Origin of the sequence: Streptomyces sp. NPDC052101 (assembly GCF_040680235.1) — a bacterium.
Lineage (GTDB): Bacteria > Actinomycetota > Actinomycetes > Streptomycetales > Streptomycetaceae > Streptomyces.
In genome coordinates this window covers 374701-392403 of sequence record NZ_JBFAWH010000003.1, presented here as the reverse complement: position 1 = coordinate 392403, position 17703 = coordinate 374701, and the positions used below count along the sequence as shown (strand labels likewise).

Annotated in this window: 18 protein-coding genes and 2 tRNA genes; 7 read left to right on the top strand and 13 right to left on the bottom strand. The window is 70.2% G+C overall.

The genetic code is table 11. From position 1 onward, the window contains the following. Window positions 1–199: 199 nt before the first annotated feature. Window positions 200–847 (bottom strand): helix-turn-helix domain-containing protein, encoded by a 648-nt coding sequence (locus AB0L75_RS09115; protein ID WP_365177469.1) that lies wholly within the window; start codon window positions 845–847, stop codon window positions 200–202. A 540-nt stretch (window positions 848–1387) separates the two neighbouring features. Between AB0L75_RS09115 and AB0L75_RS09110 the strand changes: the two genes are divergently transcribed. The 3 genes from AB0L75_RS09110 to AB0L75_RS09100 all read left to right on the top strand — a co-directional run bounded on the left by AB0L75_RS09110 (window position 1388) and on the right by AB0L75_RS09100 (window position 4702). Then, complete coding sequence (locus AB0L75_RS09110; RefSeq protein ID WP_365177466.1) at window positions 1388–2623, top strand: M6 family metalloprotease domain-containing protein; 1236 nt, start codon at window positions 1388–1390, stop codon at window positions 2621–2623. Window positions 2624–2789: 166 nt separating this feature from the next. After that, window positions 2790–4403 (top strand): IclR family transcriptional regulator C-terminal domain-containing protein, encoded by a 1614-nt coding sequence (locus AB0L75_RS09105; RefSeq protein WP_365177463.1) that lies wholly within the window; start codon window positions 2790–2792, stop codon window positions 4401–4403. A gap of 223 nt (window positions 4404–4626) precedes the next feature. Continuing rightward, a tRNA-Arg gene (locus tag AB0L75_RS09100) sits at window positions 4627–4702 on the top strand. 67 nt (window positions 4703–4769) lie between these two features. Here the strand turns inward: AB0L75_RS09100 and AB0L75_RS09095 are convergent. The 12 genes from AB0L75_RS09095 to AB0L75_RS09040 all read right to left on the bottom strand — a co-directional run bounded on the left by AB0L75_RS09095 (window position 4770) and on the right by AB0L75_RS09040 (window position 14274). Then, entirely contained in the window at window positions 4770–5915 is a 1146-nt protein-coding gene (locus AB0L75_RS09095; protein ID WP_365177461.1) for a site-specific integrase, read from the bottom strand. Then, on the bottom strand, window positions 5915–6112 hold the full coding sequence (locus AB0L75_RS09090) for a helix-turn-helix domain-containing protein (RefSeq protein ID WP_365177458.1): 198 nt from the start codon (window positions 6110–6112) through the stop codon (window positions 5915–5917). The genes AB0L75_RS09095 and AB0L75_RS09090 overlap by 1 nt, the downstream gene beginning before the upstream one ends. 180 nt (window positions 6113–6292) lie before the next feature. After that, window positions 6293–7441, bottom strand: a complete 1149-nt coding sequence (locus AB0L75_RS09085; RefSeq protein ID WP_365177455.1) for a DUF3631 domain-containing protein — start codon at window positions 7439–7441, stop codon at window positions 6293–6295. Then, window positions 7438–7791: a hypothetical protein gene (locus AB0L75_RS09080; RefSeq protein ID WP_365177452.1), complete on the bottom strand. Its 354-nt coding sequence runs from the start codon at window positions 7789–7791 to the stop codon at window positions 7438–7440. The genes AB0L75_RS09085 and AB0L75_RS09080 overlap by 4 nt, the downstream gene beginning before the upstream one ends. Beyond that, window positions 7788–8690, bottom strand: a complete 903-nt coding sequence (locus tag AB0L75_RS09075; protein ID WP_365177450.1) for a bifunctional DNA primase/polymerase — start codon at window positions 8688–8690, stop codon at window positions 7788–7790. Before AB0L75_RS09075 ends, AB0L75_RS09080 begins: the two co-directional genes overlap by 4 nt. An 85-nt stretch (window positions 8691–8775) precedes the next feature. Then, complete coding sequence (locus tag AB0L75_RS09070) at window positions 8776–9234, bottom strand: hypothetical protein (RefSeq protein WP_365177447.1); 459 nt, start codon at window positions 9232–9234, stop codon at window positions 8776–8778. Between the two features lie 169 nt (window positions 9235–9403). Next, entirely contained in the window at window positions 9404–11455 is a 2052-nt protein-coding gene (gene traB, locus AB0L75_RS09065; protein ID WP_365177444.1) for a plasmid transfer protein TraB, read from the bottom strand. Window positions 11456–11467: 12 nt separating this feature from the next. Continuing rightward, on the bottom strand, window positions 11468–12091 hold the full coding sequence (gene traA, locus AB0L75_RS09060) for a plasmid transfer protein TraA (protein WP_365177441.1): 624 nt from the start codon (window positions 12089–12091) through the stop codon (window positions 11468–11470). A 17-nt stretch (window positions 12092–12108) separates the two neighbouring features. After that, complete coding sequence (locus AB0L75_RS09055) at window positions 12109–12603, bottom strand: hypothetical protein (RefSeq protein WP_365177438.1); 495 nt, start codon at window positions 12601–12603, stop codon at window positions 12109–12111. Between the two features lie 23 nt (window positions 12604–12626). Then, entirely contained in the window at window positions 12627–13010 is a 384-nt protein-coding gene (locus tag AB0L75_RS09050) for an RRQRL motif-containing zinc-binding protein (protein WP_365177435.1), read from the bottom strand. After that, window positions 13010–14014 carry a DUF2637 domain-containing protein gene (locus AB0L75_RS09045; protein WP_365177433.1) on the bottom strand — a complete coding sequence of 335 codons (1005 nt, stop codon included), beginning with the start codon at window positions 14012–14014 and terminating at the stop codon, window positions 13010–13012. Before AB0L75_RS09045 ends, AB0L75_RS09050 begins: the two co-directional genes overlap by 1 nt. After that, complete coding sequence (locus AB0L75_RS09040) at window positions 14011–14274, bottom strand: DUF6284 family protein (RefSeq protein ID WP_365177430.1); 264 nt, start codon at window positions 14272–14274, stop codon at window positions 14011–14013. Before AB0L75_RS09040 ends, AB0L75_RS09045 begins: the two co-directional genes overlap by 4 nt. Before the next feature lie 699 nt (window positions 14275–14973). On the opposite strand from AB0L75_RS09040, the gene AB0L75_RS09035 reads away from it, so the two are divergent. The 4 genes from AB0L75_RS09035 (at window position 14974) to AB0L75_RS09020 (ending at window position 17567) form a co-directional block, all read left to right on the top strand. Further along, window positions 14974–15732, top strand: coding sequence for a GntR family transcriptional regulator (locus tag AB0L75_RS09035; RefSeq protein ID WP_365178058.1), 759 nt, complete (start codon window positions 14974–14976; stop codon window positions 15730–15732). Next, on the top strand, window positions 15729–16406 hold the full coding sequence (locus tag AB0L75_RS09030) for an AAA family ATPase (RefSeq protein ID WP_365177427.1): 678 nt from the start codon (window positions 15729–15731) through the stop codon (window positions 16404–16406). Before AB0L75_RS09035 ends, AB0L75_RS09030 begins: the two co-directional genes overlap by 4 nt. A 202-nt stretch (window positions 16407–16608) precedes the next feature. After that, window positions 16609–17361 (top strand): hypothetical protein, encoded by a 753-nt coding sequence (locus tag AB0L75_RS09025; RefSeq protein ID WP_365177424.1) that lies wholly within the window; start codon window positions 16609–16611, stop codon window positions 17359–17361. A 143-nt stretch (window positions 17362–17504) separates the two neighbouring features. Beyond that, window positions 17505–17567 (top strand) — tRNA-OTHER (locus tag AB0L75_RS09020). Window positions 17568–17703: the final 136 nt, after the last annotated feature.

The window sequence follows — 17703 nt, the reverse complement described above, 5'->3', positions numbered from 1 at the left end:
GCGCGAGAAAACGGAAGACGGTGGACGCGGCTGGTCGACGGTGACGGCCGCAGGTCAGGCGTAGAGGCTGGTCAGGCGTAGGAGCGAATCAGGCGTAGAGACTGGTCAGGCGTAGAGGCGGGAAAGGCCTGGAGGCGGGTCAGGCCTGGAGGCGGGTCGGGCGTAGGGGTGGACTGGGATGCGGGGCCGAACTCATCGGTCAGCACGCGCGCAGCTCCTCGAGAGTCACGGCCGCACCCGGCAGGGCGGAGCGGGCGGGCGCCCGCAACCCGTCGAGGAACAGCTGAAGGTGACGGTGCACGAAACGGTCGCCGCGCAGGCAGTCCGTGCCGGCCGGGGGCCGGCTCAGCTGGGCCACGACGATCATCAGGTCGCCGACACCGACGTCGGGCCGCAGCTGCCCGGCCGCCTTGGCACGGCCCACGACCTCCTCGATCAGCCGCTCGACGCGCTCACGGGAGGATTCCAGGTCGGGGTGGTGCTGGTCGAAGGTGCTGGAGATCATCGGGCACAGCGCGCTGATCCGCTCGTCGGCGGAGGCGTGCACAAAGCGCTCCAGTGCGGCGAAGGCGTCCCCGGTCTCGGCGAGGGCCAGTTCGGCCGCCTCGGCCGTGCGGTCCATCACGAAGCAGACGACCTCGCGGACGAGGGCCTCACGGTCGGGGAAGTTGCGGTACACCGTGGCATTGCCGACGCCGGCCCGGCGGGCGATCTCGTCGAGCGGCACATCCGGGCCGTGCTCGACAAACATCTCCCGGGCGGCGGTGACGATGCGCTCCCGGTTGCGCACGGCGTCGGCGCGGGGCCGGGGCACCTTGCGCGGTGCGGGGGCGATCGCGGTCGGCACGGTGGACTCCTCGGAAGCGATGAGGGCGATCCGGGGAGGCAGTCCCCGTTTCGCTCGGACACAGGTCTAAACGGGGAGAGGTTCCCCGGTTATTTCCCGCCCGCGAAAAGAACCCCTGTGACCTGAGACACACTCACCTTCTGCCGAGATTCACCCCCTTGCGGACCGGCATTCCCACGATCGGTCTCCTCCAGCGCGCGTCCCGCACCCTGCGGTCACAGGGTGATCGCAAGGGCGCAGCCGGAGACCGGGGGCTGCCGTGGAGCGAGAGGTCCATGCATGCAGCCGCAGCCGGATCGGGAGCCGCCCCTCCCGATATCCCTCTCCCCCTCCCCGCCTGACGGCTCCCCTTCCTCCCTCTCCTCCTCCCCCTCCCTTCCCGACGGGCACCCGTCCCCCTTCCCCGGCGGACACCCGTCCCCCTTCCCCGACGGGCGCTCATCCAGAAAGCGCTGTCACGGACGCCGGCGCATACGCCCCCACCGACACACACGCCCCTTTCGACGCATACGCCCGCACCGGCGCATACGCCCGCGCCGGGTGGCCGCTCTCGCCACGGTGACCGTGCTGACCTTCGCGGTCAGCACCTCGGCCGGGACCGGACATCTGTCGGCGCCCACCACCGCCGGGCCCATCGGCCTGGCCCGCTCCTCCGCCCTCGCCCCCTGCACCGTCCACGGCGGTCTCGACGTGCAGATGACCGAGGGCCTGCCCACCCCGCACGGCTACGCCCGCTCCACGGGCACGGTCCACGCCCTGACCCTGATGGTCGACTTCTCCGACGCGCCCGGCCGGGGCAACGCGATGGACCGCTTCCACGAGTTCTTCCCGCAGACCCAGCAGTGGTTCCGTACCGCGTCGTACGGCCGCCTGGACTACCGGCCGGAGACCCCGATCAGCAACTGGCTGAGGATGCCGAAACCGTTCAAGGAGTACGGCATAGAGCGCGGCGCTCCCTTCGACCCCGGCTACCGGCAGCTGGTGCAGGACATCGTGGCCGCGGCCGACCCGACGGTGGACTTCCGCTCGTACGACCTCCTGAACATCCTGGTCACCCCGAACGCCGGCCCCTCCGCACTCGACACGGTCCTGTCCGTGACCTTCGCCGGCAACGGCGACGCCCCGATCGCCGACGGCGTCCCCGTCGCCAACGCGTCGTTCATCTACTCACGGCAGGACGACGGCTCCGGCTCCTACTCCCGTACCGGCTACCGGGTGCTGCCGCACGAGAACGGCCACACCTTCGGACTGCCCGACCTGTACACGCAGGAGGGCGGGGGCGCGGTCGGGCACTGGGACATCATGAGCGAGGACTGGGGGGTCGACAACGATCTGCTCGGCTGGCACAAGTGGAAGCTGGGCTGGCTGGACGGCTCCCAGGTCGGCTGCGCGGCGACCCGCGGCAGCACCGAGTACCAGCTGACGCCGCTGTACAAGCCCGGCGGCGGGAAACTGGTCCTCGTGCCCGTCAACGAGCAGAGTTCCTACGCGGTGGAAGTGCGCGCACAGGGCGGCAACGACGAGTCGGTGTGCCAGCCCGGCGTGCTGATCTACAAGGTGGACGGCACGATCGACACCGGACGCGGCCCGGTCACGGTCTACGACAGCCACCGGGGCAGCGGAGGCTGCACCCGCAGCCCCAACGTCCACGCAGAACTCTCCGACGCCACCTTCACCCCCGGCGAGACCTTCAAGGACCCGCACCACGGCATCACCGTGCAGGTACTCGACACGGACGCGGACGAGAACTACCGGGTGCGGGTGACTCGGGGGTAGGGGGACGGGGCCGGCCGCAGGGAGAGCAACGCAGGGATAAAGGGGCGGCGCAGGGGCGACGTAGAGACGACGTAGAGACAGGGAGAGGACGGGCGTCCGACGGGCGCCCGAAGGGCATCCGACGGGGTTTACCGTAGGCGTGCCCGTATGCCGTACCGGAGAGCCGATGCCCGTCAAGACGACCGCACTGGATGCCGACGCCCGTGGCGAAGCGGGGGACGCGGTCGGGCCGTTGGTGCGCGGGGTCGGTGTACTGCGGCGGCTGACCGAGGCGGGCGGCACGCTGAGCCCGAGCGCGCTGGAGCGGGCCACCGGGCTCGCCCGGTCCACGGTCGACCGGATCACCGCGACCCTGGCCCGCATGGACTACGTACGCCTGGACGGCCGGGACATCGTCCTGGCCCCTCGCGTGATGGAGCTGGGCAACGCCTACCTGGCCGCTCTCCGCCTGCCCGCACTGCTCGGCGCACGCGCCGACGCCCTCGCCGACGAGCTGGACGAGTCGGTGTCGCTCGCCGTCGCCGACCTCGACGGCATCCGTTTCGTCCACCAGGCCACCCGGCGCCGCGCGATGTCCGTGAGCTTCCGCATCGGCGACCTGCTCCCGGCCGAACGCACCGCACCCGGCCCGCTGTTCGCGACCGAGTGGACGGAGCCGGACTGGGACCGCTGGCGCGCCCGCCGGGCGGCGGACCCGACGGACGCGACCTTTCCCGCCGTACCACCCCGGCAGACACCCGCCGACGACTCCGCCTTCGCGCAGCGAGTCGAGCGGGCGCGCCGGGACGGCTGGGCGGTGGACGACCAGCTGATCGAACCGGGCCTGGTCGCGGTCTCCGTGCCGGTGCGGGATCCGGGCACCGGCCGTCCGGCCTGCGTGGCGAGCGTGGTCAGCCACACCAGCCGGCGCTCGGCGACCGCCCTGCGCACCACCCTGCTCCCCCGCCTGCGTACGGCGGTGGCGGCGATGGAGTCCGACCTGCGCACCGCACCGCCGGCGCGGCCCGGCTCGCCGCCCTCGGGCCTCGCGACCTGGACGACTGCGTCCAAACACCAGCTGGGCCGGGACTTCGTGGAGTCGCTGGCGCGCGGCCTGACCGTGCCGGCCGCCTTCGGCGAGGGCCGCGCGGCGCTGTCCCTGACCGAGGTGGCCCGGGCGACCGGCCTGGCCCGGGCCACGGCCCGCCGCGCACTGCTCACCTACGAGCACCTCGGCCTGGTACTCGCCCGCCCCGACCGCACCTTCAGCCTCACCCCGCGCGTCCTGGACCTCGGCTACCCGCCGCTGTCCCGCACCACCCTGCCCCACCTGGCCGAACCGCATCTACGGGCCCTCGCGGACCGGTTGCACGAGCCGGCGGCACTGGCGGTGCTGACGGCCGACGGGACGGAGATCCAGTACACCGCCGGTGCGCGTACGAGCCGCGTCCTCACGGTGCACATCACCGTCGGCGCCCGACTGCCCGCCGCCGCGACCTCCCTCGGCCGCGTCCTCCTCGCGGACACCTCCTCACCCCTCCCCCCGGCCCTCGCCGAGGTCCGCGCGCACGGGTACGCCCTGGTCGACGAGGAGCTGGAGTCGGGCCTGCGGTCCATCGCCGTACCGGTACGGGACCGGTCCGGCCGGGCGGTCGCCGCGCTGAACGTGGCCACCCACGCGGCCCGCCGCACCCTCGACGACTGCGTCCACGAGGTCCTCCCCGCCCTCCGCACAACAGCAGCCCACATCCAAACAGACCTCCACACAGCCTCCCGCTACACCCCCATCCCCCCAACCTGACCCCATCCCACCCGTCGCCCTGCCCCCGGCCACCCGTCGTCCTGTCCCGGCCGCACCTCGTCCTGCCCCCCCCGGACGCCCTCGGCCTGGCCCCGGACGCCCTCGGTCTGGCCCCGGCAATCCCCCGTCCTGCCCCGGCCTTCCACGGCCCGCCATACCGGCACGGCCCACGAAGGCACCCGCTACACTGTCGGCGGTGGCTCTCCCGCCACTGATCAGCAATGCCTTCGTAGCTCAGGGGATAGAGCACCGCTCTCCTAAAGCGGGTGTCGCAGGTTCGAATCCTGCCGGGGGCACCAGGCAAAACGGCCCGGACCGATCATGGTCCGGGCCTTTTTGACGGCACCATTTGACGGCAGTCGCCTCTCAGGCACCCGGAAGACGGCGCTTGAGCAACCGGTCCATGTGGCTGATCGCCTCCCGCTGGGTGTCGTGCACGACGTGCGTGTAGACGTCCATCGTGATGCTGATCTGGCTGTGCCCGAGGATCTCCATGATGACTCGCGGCGCGACGCCGGCCGCCGTCAACAGCGTGGCGCAGCCGTGCCGAGCATCATGCAGCCGGACCACCCGCAGCCCCGCATCGGCAGCCACTCGCGTGAACGACCGGTAGACGTTCCGAGGCTCCACCGGTCGACCATTCCGCGTCGCGAAGACGTAGCCCTTCTCCGACCACTCGACGCCTGTTCGCGCGTACGCCTCACGCTGCCGCAGCCGATGCCAGCGCAGAGGCGCGATGCACAACGCGGGCATCGGGACTACACGCCGACGGCGGCTCTTGGGATCGTCGTCGTACAGCGTGCCGCGCCGTCGTTGGGTCTGCTGGCGCACGTGCAGCACCCGGTTGTCCAGGTCCACATCCGACCAGCGCAGGCCCACCAGTTCCCCGCGCCGCAGGCCCATGGCGATCGCCAGGACGAATGCGGCGTACAGCGGGTCGCGCCGTGCGGCCTCCAGGAACGTCAGCGTCTCCTCCAGGGACCACGGGCTGATGTCGCGCTGCTTCACCCGCGGCGGCTCCACGAGCGATGCGACGTTCCGCGTGATGAGTTCCTCGCGCACGGCCGCCGTGAGCGCCGTGCGCAGCACGCGGTGCGCTTCCTTCGCGGTCGCGGCCGTGTTGGCGCTCTGCATGCGGGTGGTGAAGCGGCGCACGTCCGCGACGCTGAGCGTCTCCAGCCGCTTGGTACCCAGCAGAGGGATCAGGTAGCGGCGCACATGCATCTCGTACTTGTCGTACGTGCTCAGCTTGCGGCGCGGCTCGACGTAGTGCATCAGCCAGTACGGCAGCCACTCGGAGAGCTTGGCTGAGCGGGTGGGCGTCGGGATGCCCTGACGGGCGCGGCGCACCAGCTCCTGACGCTTCTCGTCGCACTCCTCCCACGTGTTGCCGTAGACCGTCTTGCGGGCGCGGGTGCCGTCCGGCTGGGGAACGTACACGCGGGCCTCGTAACGGCCGTCCTTCCGGCGCCAGATGCTTCCTGCACCATTCGGGTTTCGCTTGCCTGCCATCAGGCGGCCTCCTCAAGTCGGTTCTTCATGTACGTGGCGAGAGCGTCTGCCGGGATGCGGCGGGAACGCCCTTCGGTGAAGCTCGGGAGCCGCTTGGACCGGATGAGGTCGTAGACCTTGAATCGGCTCATCCGGAGTGCGCTCATGACCTCAGGCACGGTCAGTGCCTGGTGGGTTGTGGGCAGGGGGGAGCTCATGCGGTGACTCCTCGGGGGCGGTCCTTCGGGGTGCCTCTCTGAGGGCCGCTACTTCCGCTACCGCCGCTACCGCGCAGGTCAGAGGCCTGTTCGAGGTAGCGGGAAGGGGTAGCGGTAGCGGATGGGTAGCGGCGGGGTAGCGGCTCCGGATGCCGGTTGCCGCTACCCCGTTGGTGCAGGTCAGGCCACGTTTTCCGTGCCAGGTAGCGGAGGTAGCGGACTTTCCGGGGGTGGGGGGCAGTAGCGGGCCCACGCGTCGTGCAGATCGGTGGCGTAGTAGCCCTTGAGGACACTTCCGGCGGTTTTGATGTTGCGGGAGGTGATCGGCTCGTTGTCCGCCGTCATGTACTCCGCGAGCATCTTCGACAGGCGCCGGTTGTCCAGCGGCTTGCCGTGCAGGTCGGCCCACGGGGCGTCGTCGAGGGCGTTGAGCCGGTCGAGGATCGCCACGGTGGGCAGACGGTCGATGCCCACCATGACGTGGTCGCGCAGGTCGGTCAGTAGACGGATGCCGATGCTGCCCTTGTCGTTGACCTGTGACGCCTTGACCATGGTCACGCATGCCTCGCGGGCCCGGCGCGGCCAGTCCCCGCCTGCCGCATCGGCGATCGCGATCAGGGGTTCCCACACATCCGCCGGCCGGTCGGCGACCCCGTCGGGCAATTCGGGGAACACGTCCGTGACCTGCTCCTGCACCGTCTCAGCCCACTTGGCGAGCCGGTCGCGGAGCTGGTTGCCCTCCCGCACGTGGATGCGGGTGCGGAACTGCTCGACCTTCTCGTTCCTGGCCCGGCGGCGCATGCGGATGATGACGGACCGGGTCATGATCGTGTCGGGGAGGTTGCCGAGTCCTGCGACGGCGAGGGCGCAGTAGGCGGGGAAGCCCTGTACCTGCTGGTTGGCGCCGTCTCCGACGCACCGGTATACGTCCCTGCCTCGGGTGTGTCCGGCGTTGATGAAGCCTCGGAGCTGTTCGTTCTCTCCGGCTTTGGGGCCGAAGATGGTGTCGATCTCGTCGAACAGGATCGTGGGACGGCCGCCGTCGACGCCTGAGACGGACCGGAACAGCGCGGCGGCGGAGGCGTCCACGGCTGCCATGGCGCGCGGCACGAGGGTTTCCACGATCTCCAGCGCCCTCGACTTCCCCGACCCCGGCTCCGGCGAGAGGAACGCCAGACGCGGGGTGGAGTCGAAGCAGTCGAGCAGGTGAGCGTGCGCGTCCCACAGCGTGACGGCGACGTAGGCGGCCTCGGTGGGGAAGACGTTGAAGCGGCGGTGGAAGGCTTCCACCTCGTCGAGCAGTTCGGCACCGTCGATGGTGTCGGTCATGCGGCGGCCCTCCCTTCCTGGGGAGTGCGGAGCGGGCAGAGGTCGCGGTGGGCTTCGTGGTCGGCGAGCAGGGCGAGCACCTTGCCGTGACCGACGGCGCTGCGGTCCCTGCCGCACAGGCACGTCGAGGTGGCCGTGGGCACCGCGCCGCGCGGGGCGGTGATGCGCAGCCACGCCACGGGGTACCGGCCGTCACCCTGCGGCGGGTTAGGGCGAAGAGATGAAGGGACGCCTTCGGCGACGACCCTTCGGGCGCCCACGGCCGCCTGTGGCACGGCCCGTCCGGCGGCGTGCGGGCCGGTCGTCGTGGCCTGTTGGCCTTCCAAGGGGAGGCGGGGTCGGGCAGTCATGCCGCATCCCGGGGCCGGGCCTTGCGGATGGAAGCGTCCAGGGCGCTGCGGATCGTGGCGCGGCACTCCGCAACGGTCAGTCCGTGCGCCTCCCCCGCCGCTTGGAAGGCCTCCTCCACCACGTGCCGGGGGACGTCGCCCCATGCGACGAAGCGCCCCACCTTGAAGGCGCACCGGTTGAGCGTGATGTTGCGCTGCGACTCCGGCGCGGCACTCACCTCAGCGCACTCGGCTTCCAGCGCGGCCACGGCGGCGCGGGAGCCGCTGACCGCCGGGAGCCGCAACGGCGCGGCCGGTTGTACGGCAGCCGGTTCGAGCAGCCGCAGCAGCCACACAGGCAGCGCCGCTGTAGGGGAGCCGCTCACGGTCTCGTATCGTCCGGCGGGAGTGATGCTGCCTGCGGCAACGACGTAACCGCCCCACGCCCGGGTGTCGACCAACGGGGCAAGCGAGCCTGCCGTGTTGGCCAGCCGCACGCCGGACGGGGCGGCGAGGTAGAGGTGCTGTCCACCGCTCGCGGTCCGGGTCCGGCGGGTCTCGGGGACGGCGTGGCCGGCGCGCTCGCAGAGCGCCTCAAAGGTTGCCGCGCCGCTAGGCGCGTCCGAACTGCCCTTGTCTTTGGGCATGTCGAGGTCGACGACGACCAGCCCGGACGGGCCGGTAGCGATGCCGACGTTGAACGGGGCACGCGACCAGGTAGCGCGGATGCGGTCCTGGTCGGTGGTGGCGCGCTGTTCCCACTTCTGGTGGCCGCTCGCGCACACCCCGGTGAGGGAGCAGGAGGCCTCACCGTGCAGGGCAGGGCGCTTGGTGCCGGGCCGGAGGGGGAAGACGTGCCAGCCGCGTGCGGCGGCGTCCAGTGCCGCGCGCAGCAGCGCGGAACGGGCGTCATGGGTCATGCTGGAGACCTCCAATAGGTCTGTTGAGGACTGGAGACCAGGGCGGCCCGGGACTTTGGCGAGAAGCGGGCCGCCCTAGGCGTAGCTAGCCGTGGAAGTGACTGCGCTTGATCACGGCCTTGCGGATGTTGACCGTGGTCCCGCCCCCGCCGGAGTGGCTCGAGCCGAAGACCTGCACGGCGATCCACCCGCCGAAGATGACCGCGGCGAGGATGATGAGCTGGTGGATGAACGCGGCGAGTGCCGCGATGAACGAGGTGAGCAGGACCAGCCCGCCGCACACCGCGCCGAACCCGATGCCCCCGAGCGCGATGTTCACCGCAGTCCGCGAGACGGCCGGCCGCGTGTCGACCGGTGCCGGGAGCGGGGTGGGTGCGGGGGTGAGGGCGTAGCCGGTGACGACGCGGCCGTCTGGCAGCACGATGCTCTGCACGGCCGGAGGCGGGCCCGGCTGCACCGGCACCAGGGGCGCGGCGGGCGAGTGCACGGTGATCGGCTGCGGCTGGTGGACTGCAAGGGCTCCGGGCCGTTCGAGGTGGGCCACGAGGGCTCCCTTCGGGACGGGTGCGGCCCGCGCGTGAGGGGTGTGCGCGGGCCCGCGGACGGGTGTGATGTGCAGGTGTGATGCGATGTGACGGGCCGCTGTTAGGGCGCGTCACACGCGTGCCTGCCTAGGGGTTTGGGTGTGACGGGCCCGTCACATGTGACGGGTGTCAGGCGGCCGTGAGGGCGGGGACGATGCGCCACCGGCCGGTGGTGTTGGTCGCGGTCAGCCGCCCTTCCTGCGCGGCGTCCTTGAGCCGCTTGGACACCCAGGAGCGGGAGAGGCCGTGGCGGTCGCACCAGTCGGTGAAGTCCTTCGGGCCCACGATCATCCGGCCCTCGTGCTCGAACTCCTCCAGCGCCTGAGCGAACAGCCGCCTAGCCTCCTCCGGCGACGGCTTGCGACCGGCCTCCTGCCCGAACAGCGGGGTGTCGTCGCCGTCCTCGGGGCCGGGGAGTTCTGCCTCCGGGTCGATGTCCTGGTCCTCCAGGTCGACCAGCGGACCGGCAGCCTGTTCCATGTCCTCCTCCTCCTGCTCGACGGCCCGCAGCGCGGTCGACTGCTCTGTGCCGACCGCAGGGCGGCCGGTGTAGGCCCGTCCAGCGACGCTGGAGGCGGCTCCGGCGGTGATCGGGTCGGCGGCTGCGCCGTTGCGCTGTGCCCAGGTGGCGAGCAGCTCCATGACCGGCACGGCCCGGTGGGTGAAGCGCCGGGTACGGCCCGGGGAGGGGTAGCGGTCCTCTGGGATGCCGGGCGAGACGACGTAGCAGTAGCCAGGGCGCCGGTTGCCCCACGCGCCCGGGTGGGCGCCCGCGGCGAGCACCTCATCCGGCAGTGAGAACCCCTCGTCGCGCGGGTCGCAGCCGAGCGCGATGACGGACGGCAGGGAGGCGCGGGTGGAGGTGGACATCTGGTCGTAGGAGGGCCGCTGCAGCGACACGATCAGCGAGATACCCGCCGACCGGGCCTCCTGGGCGATGCCGGTGAACGCGTCATCGCCCAGCGCCCGCAGGGTGTTGGCGGCCTCCTCGAACCAGGCCACCAGGAACGGCATTCCCTCACAGCCGCACGCCCGCCCGTCGCTGCGGCAGGTGTGCTCGGGGCTGTTCTGCTGCTGCGCCGCGGAGGGGACCCACTGTCGGTAGCTGTGGGCACCCAGCCAGCGCGTACGCGCCGGAATCGCGGCCTCGACGGCCGCCACCATGACCTCCGTCTGGGTGCCGCCCTCCGCGGCCCAGTCCAGACCGGGGCGCAGGGTAGCGAAGTCCTGAAACGCCTTCGGATCGGAGAACCACACGATGACGTCCCGACGGGAGAGGACCTCGGTGAGCAGGTTCAGGGCGGCGTCGCCCTTGCCAGAGCCGGTCCCGCCCGCCACCAGGACGTGCGTGGAGTTGCGTCCGGCGTCCGGGTCACCGGGCAGCCACATCACGAGCGCGGAGCCGTCGTCGTAGCGGCCGATGACCAGAGGCTCGGCAATCGACCCACCCAAGTTGGACGGGCCTGCCCACTCGACGACCTCAGCGAGCATGTCTTCCGGCACGATGACCAGTTCCCCGCGCCGGGCGGAGCCGGGATCCGGGGTGTAGCGCACGGCCGACGTCGGCAGATCCAGCGCAGAGGCGATGTTCCCCAGTGCCTTCGCCATGTCGTCGTTGGTCTGTGTCCCCGCCTCCAGTGCGACCGGCGCCGTGACCCGGTTCGGCTCCACCTTCGCCGCGCCGATCTGCGCCCGCGCGAGCCCGATCTTTTCCATCAGGCCCTTGTCCGAGCCTTCACCGGCCGCGTCCGGGTTGTGCCGCAGCACCATCCGCACGTTCCACGACAGCGCGATGACGGGCCCGCCCATCAGGTACAGGTCGTCGATCGGTCCGGCGGTGGGCCCGGCGAGGCAGGCCGCGGTCAGCCAGGCGGAGCCCGCGGCCACGGTGATGGCTGAGTGCAAGCGCCGCTGCTGGCTGGTGTTCTTGCCGATCAGCCAGGTGGCGCCGCTCAGTGCTACCGACCCCAGCGTCAGACCGACGGCCGCCCCGGTGCTCTCGGCCCACCGCAGGTGACCCAGGACCCCGGCCAGACCGGTACCGGCCCACCCGAGCCACGGCGGGATGTGGGGTTTGGCGCGGTGGAGCAGGTACTTGCCGACCCCGCCGGCGTCCGAACCGCCCTGCAACTGGACTTCGAGCAGCTCGGCAAGCTGCTGCTGTGCGTTGCGCTCAGCCATCGAACAACCTCCTTACTGCTGAGCCCAGTTGATGACCGGCTGCTGCGGCTTCCGGGCGCGGTGACGGACGCGGTTGATCTCTTCCTCGTACTCCTGCTGGAAGGTGGAGTAGGCGGCTGCGGCGTTCTTCGCGGCGTCCCGCAGCGCGTCGGCGGAGCGGCGCATCTTGCGGGCGACCTTGTTGGCGCGCACCCGCGAGCCGCCCATGCGGCCCTGCGGGTCCGGCACCGCGGTCAGCACGCCCTTGAGGATCTCCGCCCCCATCGCGACCTCGATGGACAGCGTCACCGCGGCGGCGCGCAGGGTGTTGCAGTACTGCCGCACCTGCGCCGGGGAGCCGAACTCCGGGGGCGGCAGCAGGGATTCGCCCCGCGAGCCGCCACCACGACCGCCGGAGCCGCCCCCGCCGTTGGTGGTCTTGTTGCCCGCGTTGACGTTGATCGTGAAGCCAGGCGCGAACGACGCGCCGAAGTTCTTGCTGTTCACCTTGGCCTGCGAGCCGTTGGCACCGGGCGCGGGTCCGCGCTGAGGCTGTACGCCCGCGCCGGAAGCCACGCCCTGCGCGTAGCCCATGGAGTACTGGTTGCTCGGGTCGTCCATGGGCTTCCACGGACGGCCGTTGGTGTTCTGCGCCATCAGGCGATCTCCTCAGATCAGCGGGAGCGGACGATGAGCCAGGCGGTCTGCGCGGTGAGCCAGGCCAGGAGCCAGATCAGCGGCAGGGGACCCGCAAGCGGCCCGAACCCCGCGGCGAACGCCACCCAGGCCAGGGCGGCGGTGACGAGCACGGTCAGGCCGCTACGCCAGGCCAGCACGGACGTGCGGGCAGGGTGGCGGCGCTGCATGATGCCCAGCCACAGCAGCGGCGCGGCAGCGACCGGGGCGAGCAGGAGACCGGACCACCAGGCGAGGGCGTGCAGGAGCGCGGTCAGCGGCCACGCCAGCAGCGCCAGGCCGGTCGGAGCCAGGGCGCCGCGGAAGCGCCACAGCAGGCGTCCCAGGAAGCCGAGTGCCTCGCGCGTCAGGGAGGGGTGCTCGGGCACGACGACCACGAACGGCTGGGAACGGCGCCCGCGCTGGCGCGGGATGTGCACGGTGTGGATGCCCGCGGCCGTCTTTATGCCACGGGAACGGGTTCGGCTGGACACAGCGAAACTCCCAGGTTGAAGGGTCAGGCGGCGCGCTGTTCCTCAGTGGCCAGGCAAAGGCCGCAGACGCCGTGCCGGGTCGACAGGCAGTAGCTGAAGGTGACTTGGCAGCGGGGGCAGGTACGGCGGGCGAGCATCGCCAGCGCCAGAGCGCCCCACTTACGCGACGTCATCGGCCTAACCGGCTTCGCCAGGTCGAGCCGGTACAGGTAGGCGACCCGCGGCGAGCCAGCCCGGCGGTTGATGAGCATGAGCTGTGCGGCAACCGGCTGTCCGCCGGGCCGTAAGCCCCGGGCGCGGAGCTGCCGGCGGGTGGCGTAGCCGTCCGGGGCCATGCGCCACGGGTAGGTGGGTATGCCGTAGCGGGCCCCGTTCGGGTCGAAGCACTTCGTGTAGGCGGTGGGCATCAGGCCATCGCCCTGTCAGCCAACGTGGGGTGGCCGGCGTCCCGCAGCTCCTGGTAGCGGGTGGAGACCCACCCGACCGACCAGCCGCACAATTCGGCCGTGGACCGGACCGACAGCCCTGCCTCGAACGCGGCCTGGACGGTTGTCCGCGCCTGCTCCTCCGGGAGCTTCTCGGCCGCGGGCCCGGCGGCCAGCAGCGCGGCGCGTTCACGCTCGGCCCGTGCCTGACGCTCGGCCTGTTCACGGCGTTCACGTTCGATGCGCTGCTGCCGTTCGCGCTCGCGGCGCTCGGCCTCCTCGCGCTCAGCGCGTTCACGTTCCAGCCGCTGCTGTTCACGCTCGCGCTCCGCCCGTTCACGCTCGGCCCGCTCAGCCTGCTCACGGGCAGCGGCCTGCTCGCGTTCCTCGCGGCGCGCCCGTTCGTCGCGCTCGGCCTGCTCGCGGATCAGGCGGGCTTCGTGTTCACGCTGTTCACGCGCGAGCAGGGCGGCGTGCTCGCGCTCCTCACGGGCCAGCCGTACGGCCGTCTCGCGGCGCTCGGCAGCCGCCTGCTCGCGGGCTTCGCGCTGTGCCTGCTGCCGCTCCTCCAGCGCGGTCACGGCCGCGGCGATCGCACGCCGGTAGGCCAGGCCGGTTTCCGCAGTGACGATCAGCAGCAGCGGTGCGACAGCGTGCACGGCCACGCCCACCAGGTCTTTTTGCAGCGCGGAGTCCGCGACGTTGAGGGCGAGGGTCATGCAGCCGGTCATCCAGCGCAGGACGATCGGCCACCGGCCACCGTGTCCCCCGAGCCGGGCCAGCACCGCATCGAGCCGGACCACGATCACCACCGCGGCATCGACCACTAGGGGCAGGATCGGCGCCGTCCACTCCCACTTGTGCGGCGTGTGCGCGGCGGCCAGGGGGGTGACGGTGAGGATCGAATAGAGCATGGCGCCCGCGACGATCAGCCACGTGCCGACCGACAACGCGCGCTCGGCTGAACGGATCTGAACGGCGTTCACGCCCCGACCCCCGCGGCCGTGACCGCGTGGTTGGTCAGCTCCACCCGCGCGGCCAGCGCCCGGCGACGGGCACGGCGAAGGCGCCGCTCGTCCAGCTCGGTCGGCGTGCGGTCGAGGGTGACGATGTACGCGTCCAACAGGTCGATGTCCGCGAGGATGACCGGCATCTCTCGGTCGATCGCGTCCAGCTCAACATCCGTCGGCTCGTTCCAGTCGGCGAACGCGGTAACAACGTCCTGAACAGTCACGATGTGGTCCATGGGTCGTGTTCCTCTCGAAGGGTGAACGGCCCGAACAGAGCCCCCGGAGTTGCACCTCCGGGGGCTCACGCCGTTGAAGTCGGTAGATCCGGCTCCCCTCAGCGCTGCTCGTACGAGACGAGCAGCGGAGGCAACCGGCCGCAGCGATCGACACTGCGAAGCCAGAAGGAAGCGAGACCGGGCTTCACCGATGCGCCGTTGCCACGGAGCACCAATCCCGAGCCGGGGAATCGGGTGCGTCATCATCACTGCTCTGACGCCAGCAGGGCGGCGCGTACCAGGTGGCACACGCGGGGTTGACCTCCAGCAATGGAGGGATGATCCCCGCGGTGTTCATCCAGAGCCGGCACGCAGGGCGGGACAGGTTCACCCGCCGCGAAGTGGCCGCCGACGGCCATCACCCAGGCCGTTGCGGGGACGGGGACTCAAGGCCCCCGCCAAATTGAAGCCCTATTGAATTCTCAATCAACGGACGCTGTCTTCGTACTGACCCCGGCGGGGCTTTCCTCCGAGCGCTAGTGCCGCTCCGGACCGGCACACCCGCGTTGACCGCGGGCACACCGGGGTGCGGTGACCTTCGGCCACCGACCCGACCGGCGGGCACATCCCTAGGGTTCCCTAGGGTTCCCTGCGGTGTCAAGCGGTAAGCTAGGGAACCGCAGGGAACCGGAGATGAGGGAAGACGAGGGAGCCCACGAAATGGCTGGTCAAGCCGACAATCGAGCGCCGTACGCGCGGATTGCCGCCCACTACACGGAGCTGATCACGTCTGGTCAGCTACAACCGGGATCGCTGCTACCGAGCATCAAGAACCTCTCGGAGGAGTGGGGCGTAAGCACCGCGACGGCCGAGAAGGCGCTGCGCAAGCTGCGCAACGAGGGGCTAGTTAGGGGCATCCACGGGATCGGGACAGAGGTCCTCGACCGTCCCGCTCCGATGTCTTCGGGATCTCAGCGTCAGGACCGGGGCCGCCGTACCGGATCAAGTTGGGGATCAGGGGAACGGTCCGACTCCCACCAGGCCGCAGTTGTTCCTGCGCCCCCAGACGTGGCCCAAGCCCTGGGTATTGATCCTCGTTCCGACGTGATCCGCCGACGCCGGGTGTACCGGGACCGACACGGCATCGTGGCGCACAGCACGTCATGGATCCCGGCTCAGTACGGGAAGCTCATCCCCCAGTTGGCAAACAGCGAGCGATTGACGGGGGGTACATCGCTCCAGCTCATTGCGGAGGCGACCGGCCTCCCGATCAGCCATCGGATCGACACGGCCTCGGCGCGCCTGCTGACGGCAGAGGACGCACAGCTCTTGGAGCTGGAAGCTGAGAACCCGCCGGCGGAACCGGTGGTCGTGATGACAGCGAAGTTCATCGACAGTGAAGGCAACGTCGTGGAGTACGGTGTCGACCTCGGGGGCCCTGGCCGTACATGGCGGACGGAATCGGAGGTTTCCCAGTGACGGCCGTCGACGACACGCTCTTGAGCGTGCTTGAAGACCGCATGGACGCACTGCTTGCCGCTCACCGTGCCGAGCCGCTTACCCCCGAAGCCGAAGCGGAGATGTCTGCGATCTCCCGGACCCTGACGAGACCAATGTCCTCACGCCCGCCGTTCTGTGTCCTCATGGCTGGTCTCCCCGGCTCAGGCAAGACCACGCTTTCCCGTGCGCTAACGGCTCGCGGGTTCGTTCGCCTCTGCCCGGATGAGGAGATGTATCGCCGCCACGGCGTGTACGGGGTGGACTTCCCGCGGGGCGTCTTCCCGACCCTTGAGCGTCCAGTCCTTGAGGACGTGGCGGTTGAGCTTCGGGAGCAGCTCAACGCAGGGAAGGACGTCGTAGTTGACCATGGTTTCTGGACCCCGGACGATCGCGCCCGATGGCGAGCCATCGCCTCCGACGCCGGGGCAACTCCGGTGCTGGTCTATCTCGCAGCAAGCCACGATGAACTCTGGTCGAGGATCAAAAAGCGCAACGAAGACCACGCGCACGATCCCAATTCGATCTACTTCTCCGAGAGTGACCTTCAGCGGTACCGCACTCGCTTCGTGCCCCCGGAATCCGACGAACCCCACGTCACATATGACGGCGACCCCAAGGCCGTCATTGCGGCTCTGGACACCACGCGCCCCTGAGTTCCTCAGCCTCACACCGGTAGCCCGTTCCGGATCGATCTGGGCGGGCTACCGCGCTGTCTCTCAAGCGGCCGCACGGCTTAGGACGGTGAAGGAACTGGCAAGGTCTCGTCGATCAGTCCCTCGTCGTCTACTGTGCAGCGTAACCGGGGCGCCAGCAGGGGAAGCATGAGTGCCCCGGTGCGCAAGTGGGGGCGGAACAATGAAAAAGATCATGATTGTTGCGGCAGTAAGTCTGCTGCTTGCGGGGTGCTCCAGCACGTCGGAAAAGACTCCGCACACGGGTTCAAAGAAGGCGTCAAGCGCAGTCGCTACCAATGCCGTTGAGAGCCCGACTGAGGACACCGAGACCGCCGATGCATCGGATCCCATCGCGCTAGACGAGATCGACTGCTCCGGTGAGTACTACTCCACCGTTGAGGACGCATGGGCGGACGAGCAGGACTTGTGCGATGCGACCCTCAGCGGGACGGAGATGAGCAAGAGGGAAGAGAAAGCCTTGCAGGTCGCATACGGCGATGAGGGAGACCTCGACAGCCTTGCCACCCTGTACGGAATCTGTGCGCAGTCCGGCTCGGACAGCTGGTCGTACCTACAGCAGGCAGGTTCCAAGGAGCAGCTTGCGGAAGTGCGAGGCGCCCTGCTCCTGTGCCCGGACCACCCGGACAAGAGCAAGGTCGAAAAGCTGGTTGGAAGCGCTGCGAATCGCAACAAACTTGAAGACGAGGGGCGGGTCTTCGGCGATGGTGTCTACCGCGTTGGCTCTGAGATCAAGCCGGGAACCTACTACGTCACTGACGTTGAGGGGTGCTACTGGGAGCGGACCGACGGCAACGGGGAGACGATCGACAACAACTTTGTCACTGCAGCGAAGCGGGTCCAGGTGACCATCCACGCTAACGACTACTCCTTCGACAGCGAGGGGTGCGGGCGATGGCAGCCTACGGGTAGCTGACTGGCGCAGCGGGGCCTCACGGGCGAAACCGCAGCCCACCGCGCTGGCTTGACGGCACTTCTTGACGGCAACACTGGCGCACATTGCCGTATCAGGAGAACCAGCAGCGGACCAGGCAGAGCAGGCAAGGAAGGCCGCATCCCTGATCAATGGATCGCCCGGATGATCTCCTAAAGCGGGTGTCGCAGGTTCGAATCCTGCCGGGGGCACAGGGCAACACCTGGTCAGAGGCCCTTCCGTCCAGCGGGCGGGAGGGCCTCTGCGCTTGCAGCACGCATATGGCACACGCGCCGTGCGCACGGATGGTGGGGAGCTGTGCGGGATGCCCGTCAGGGACGGGTT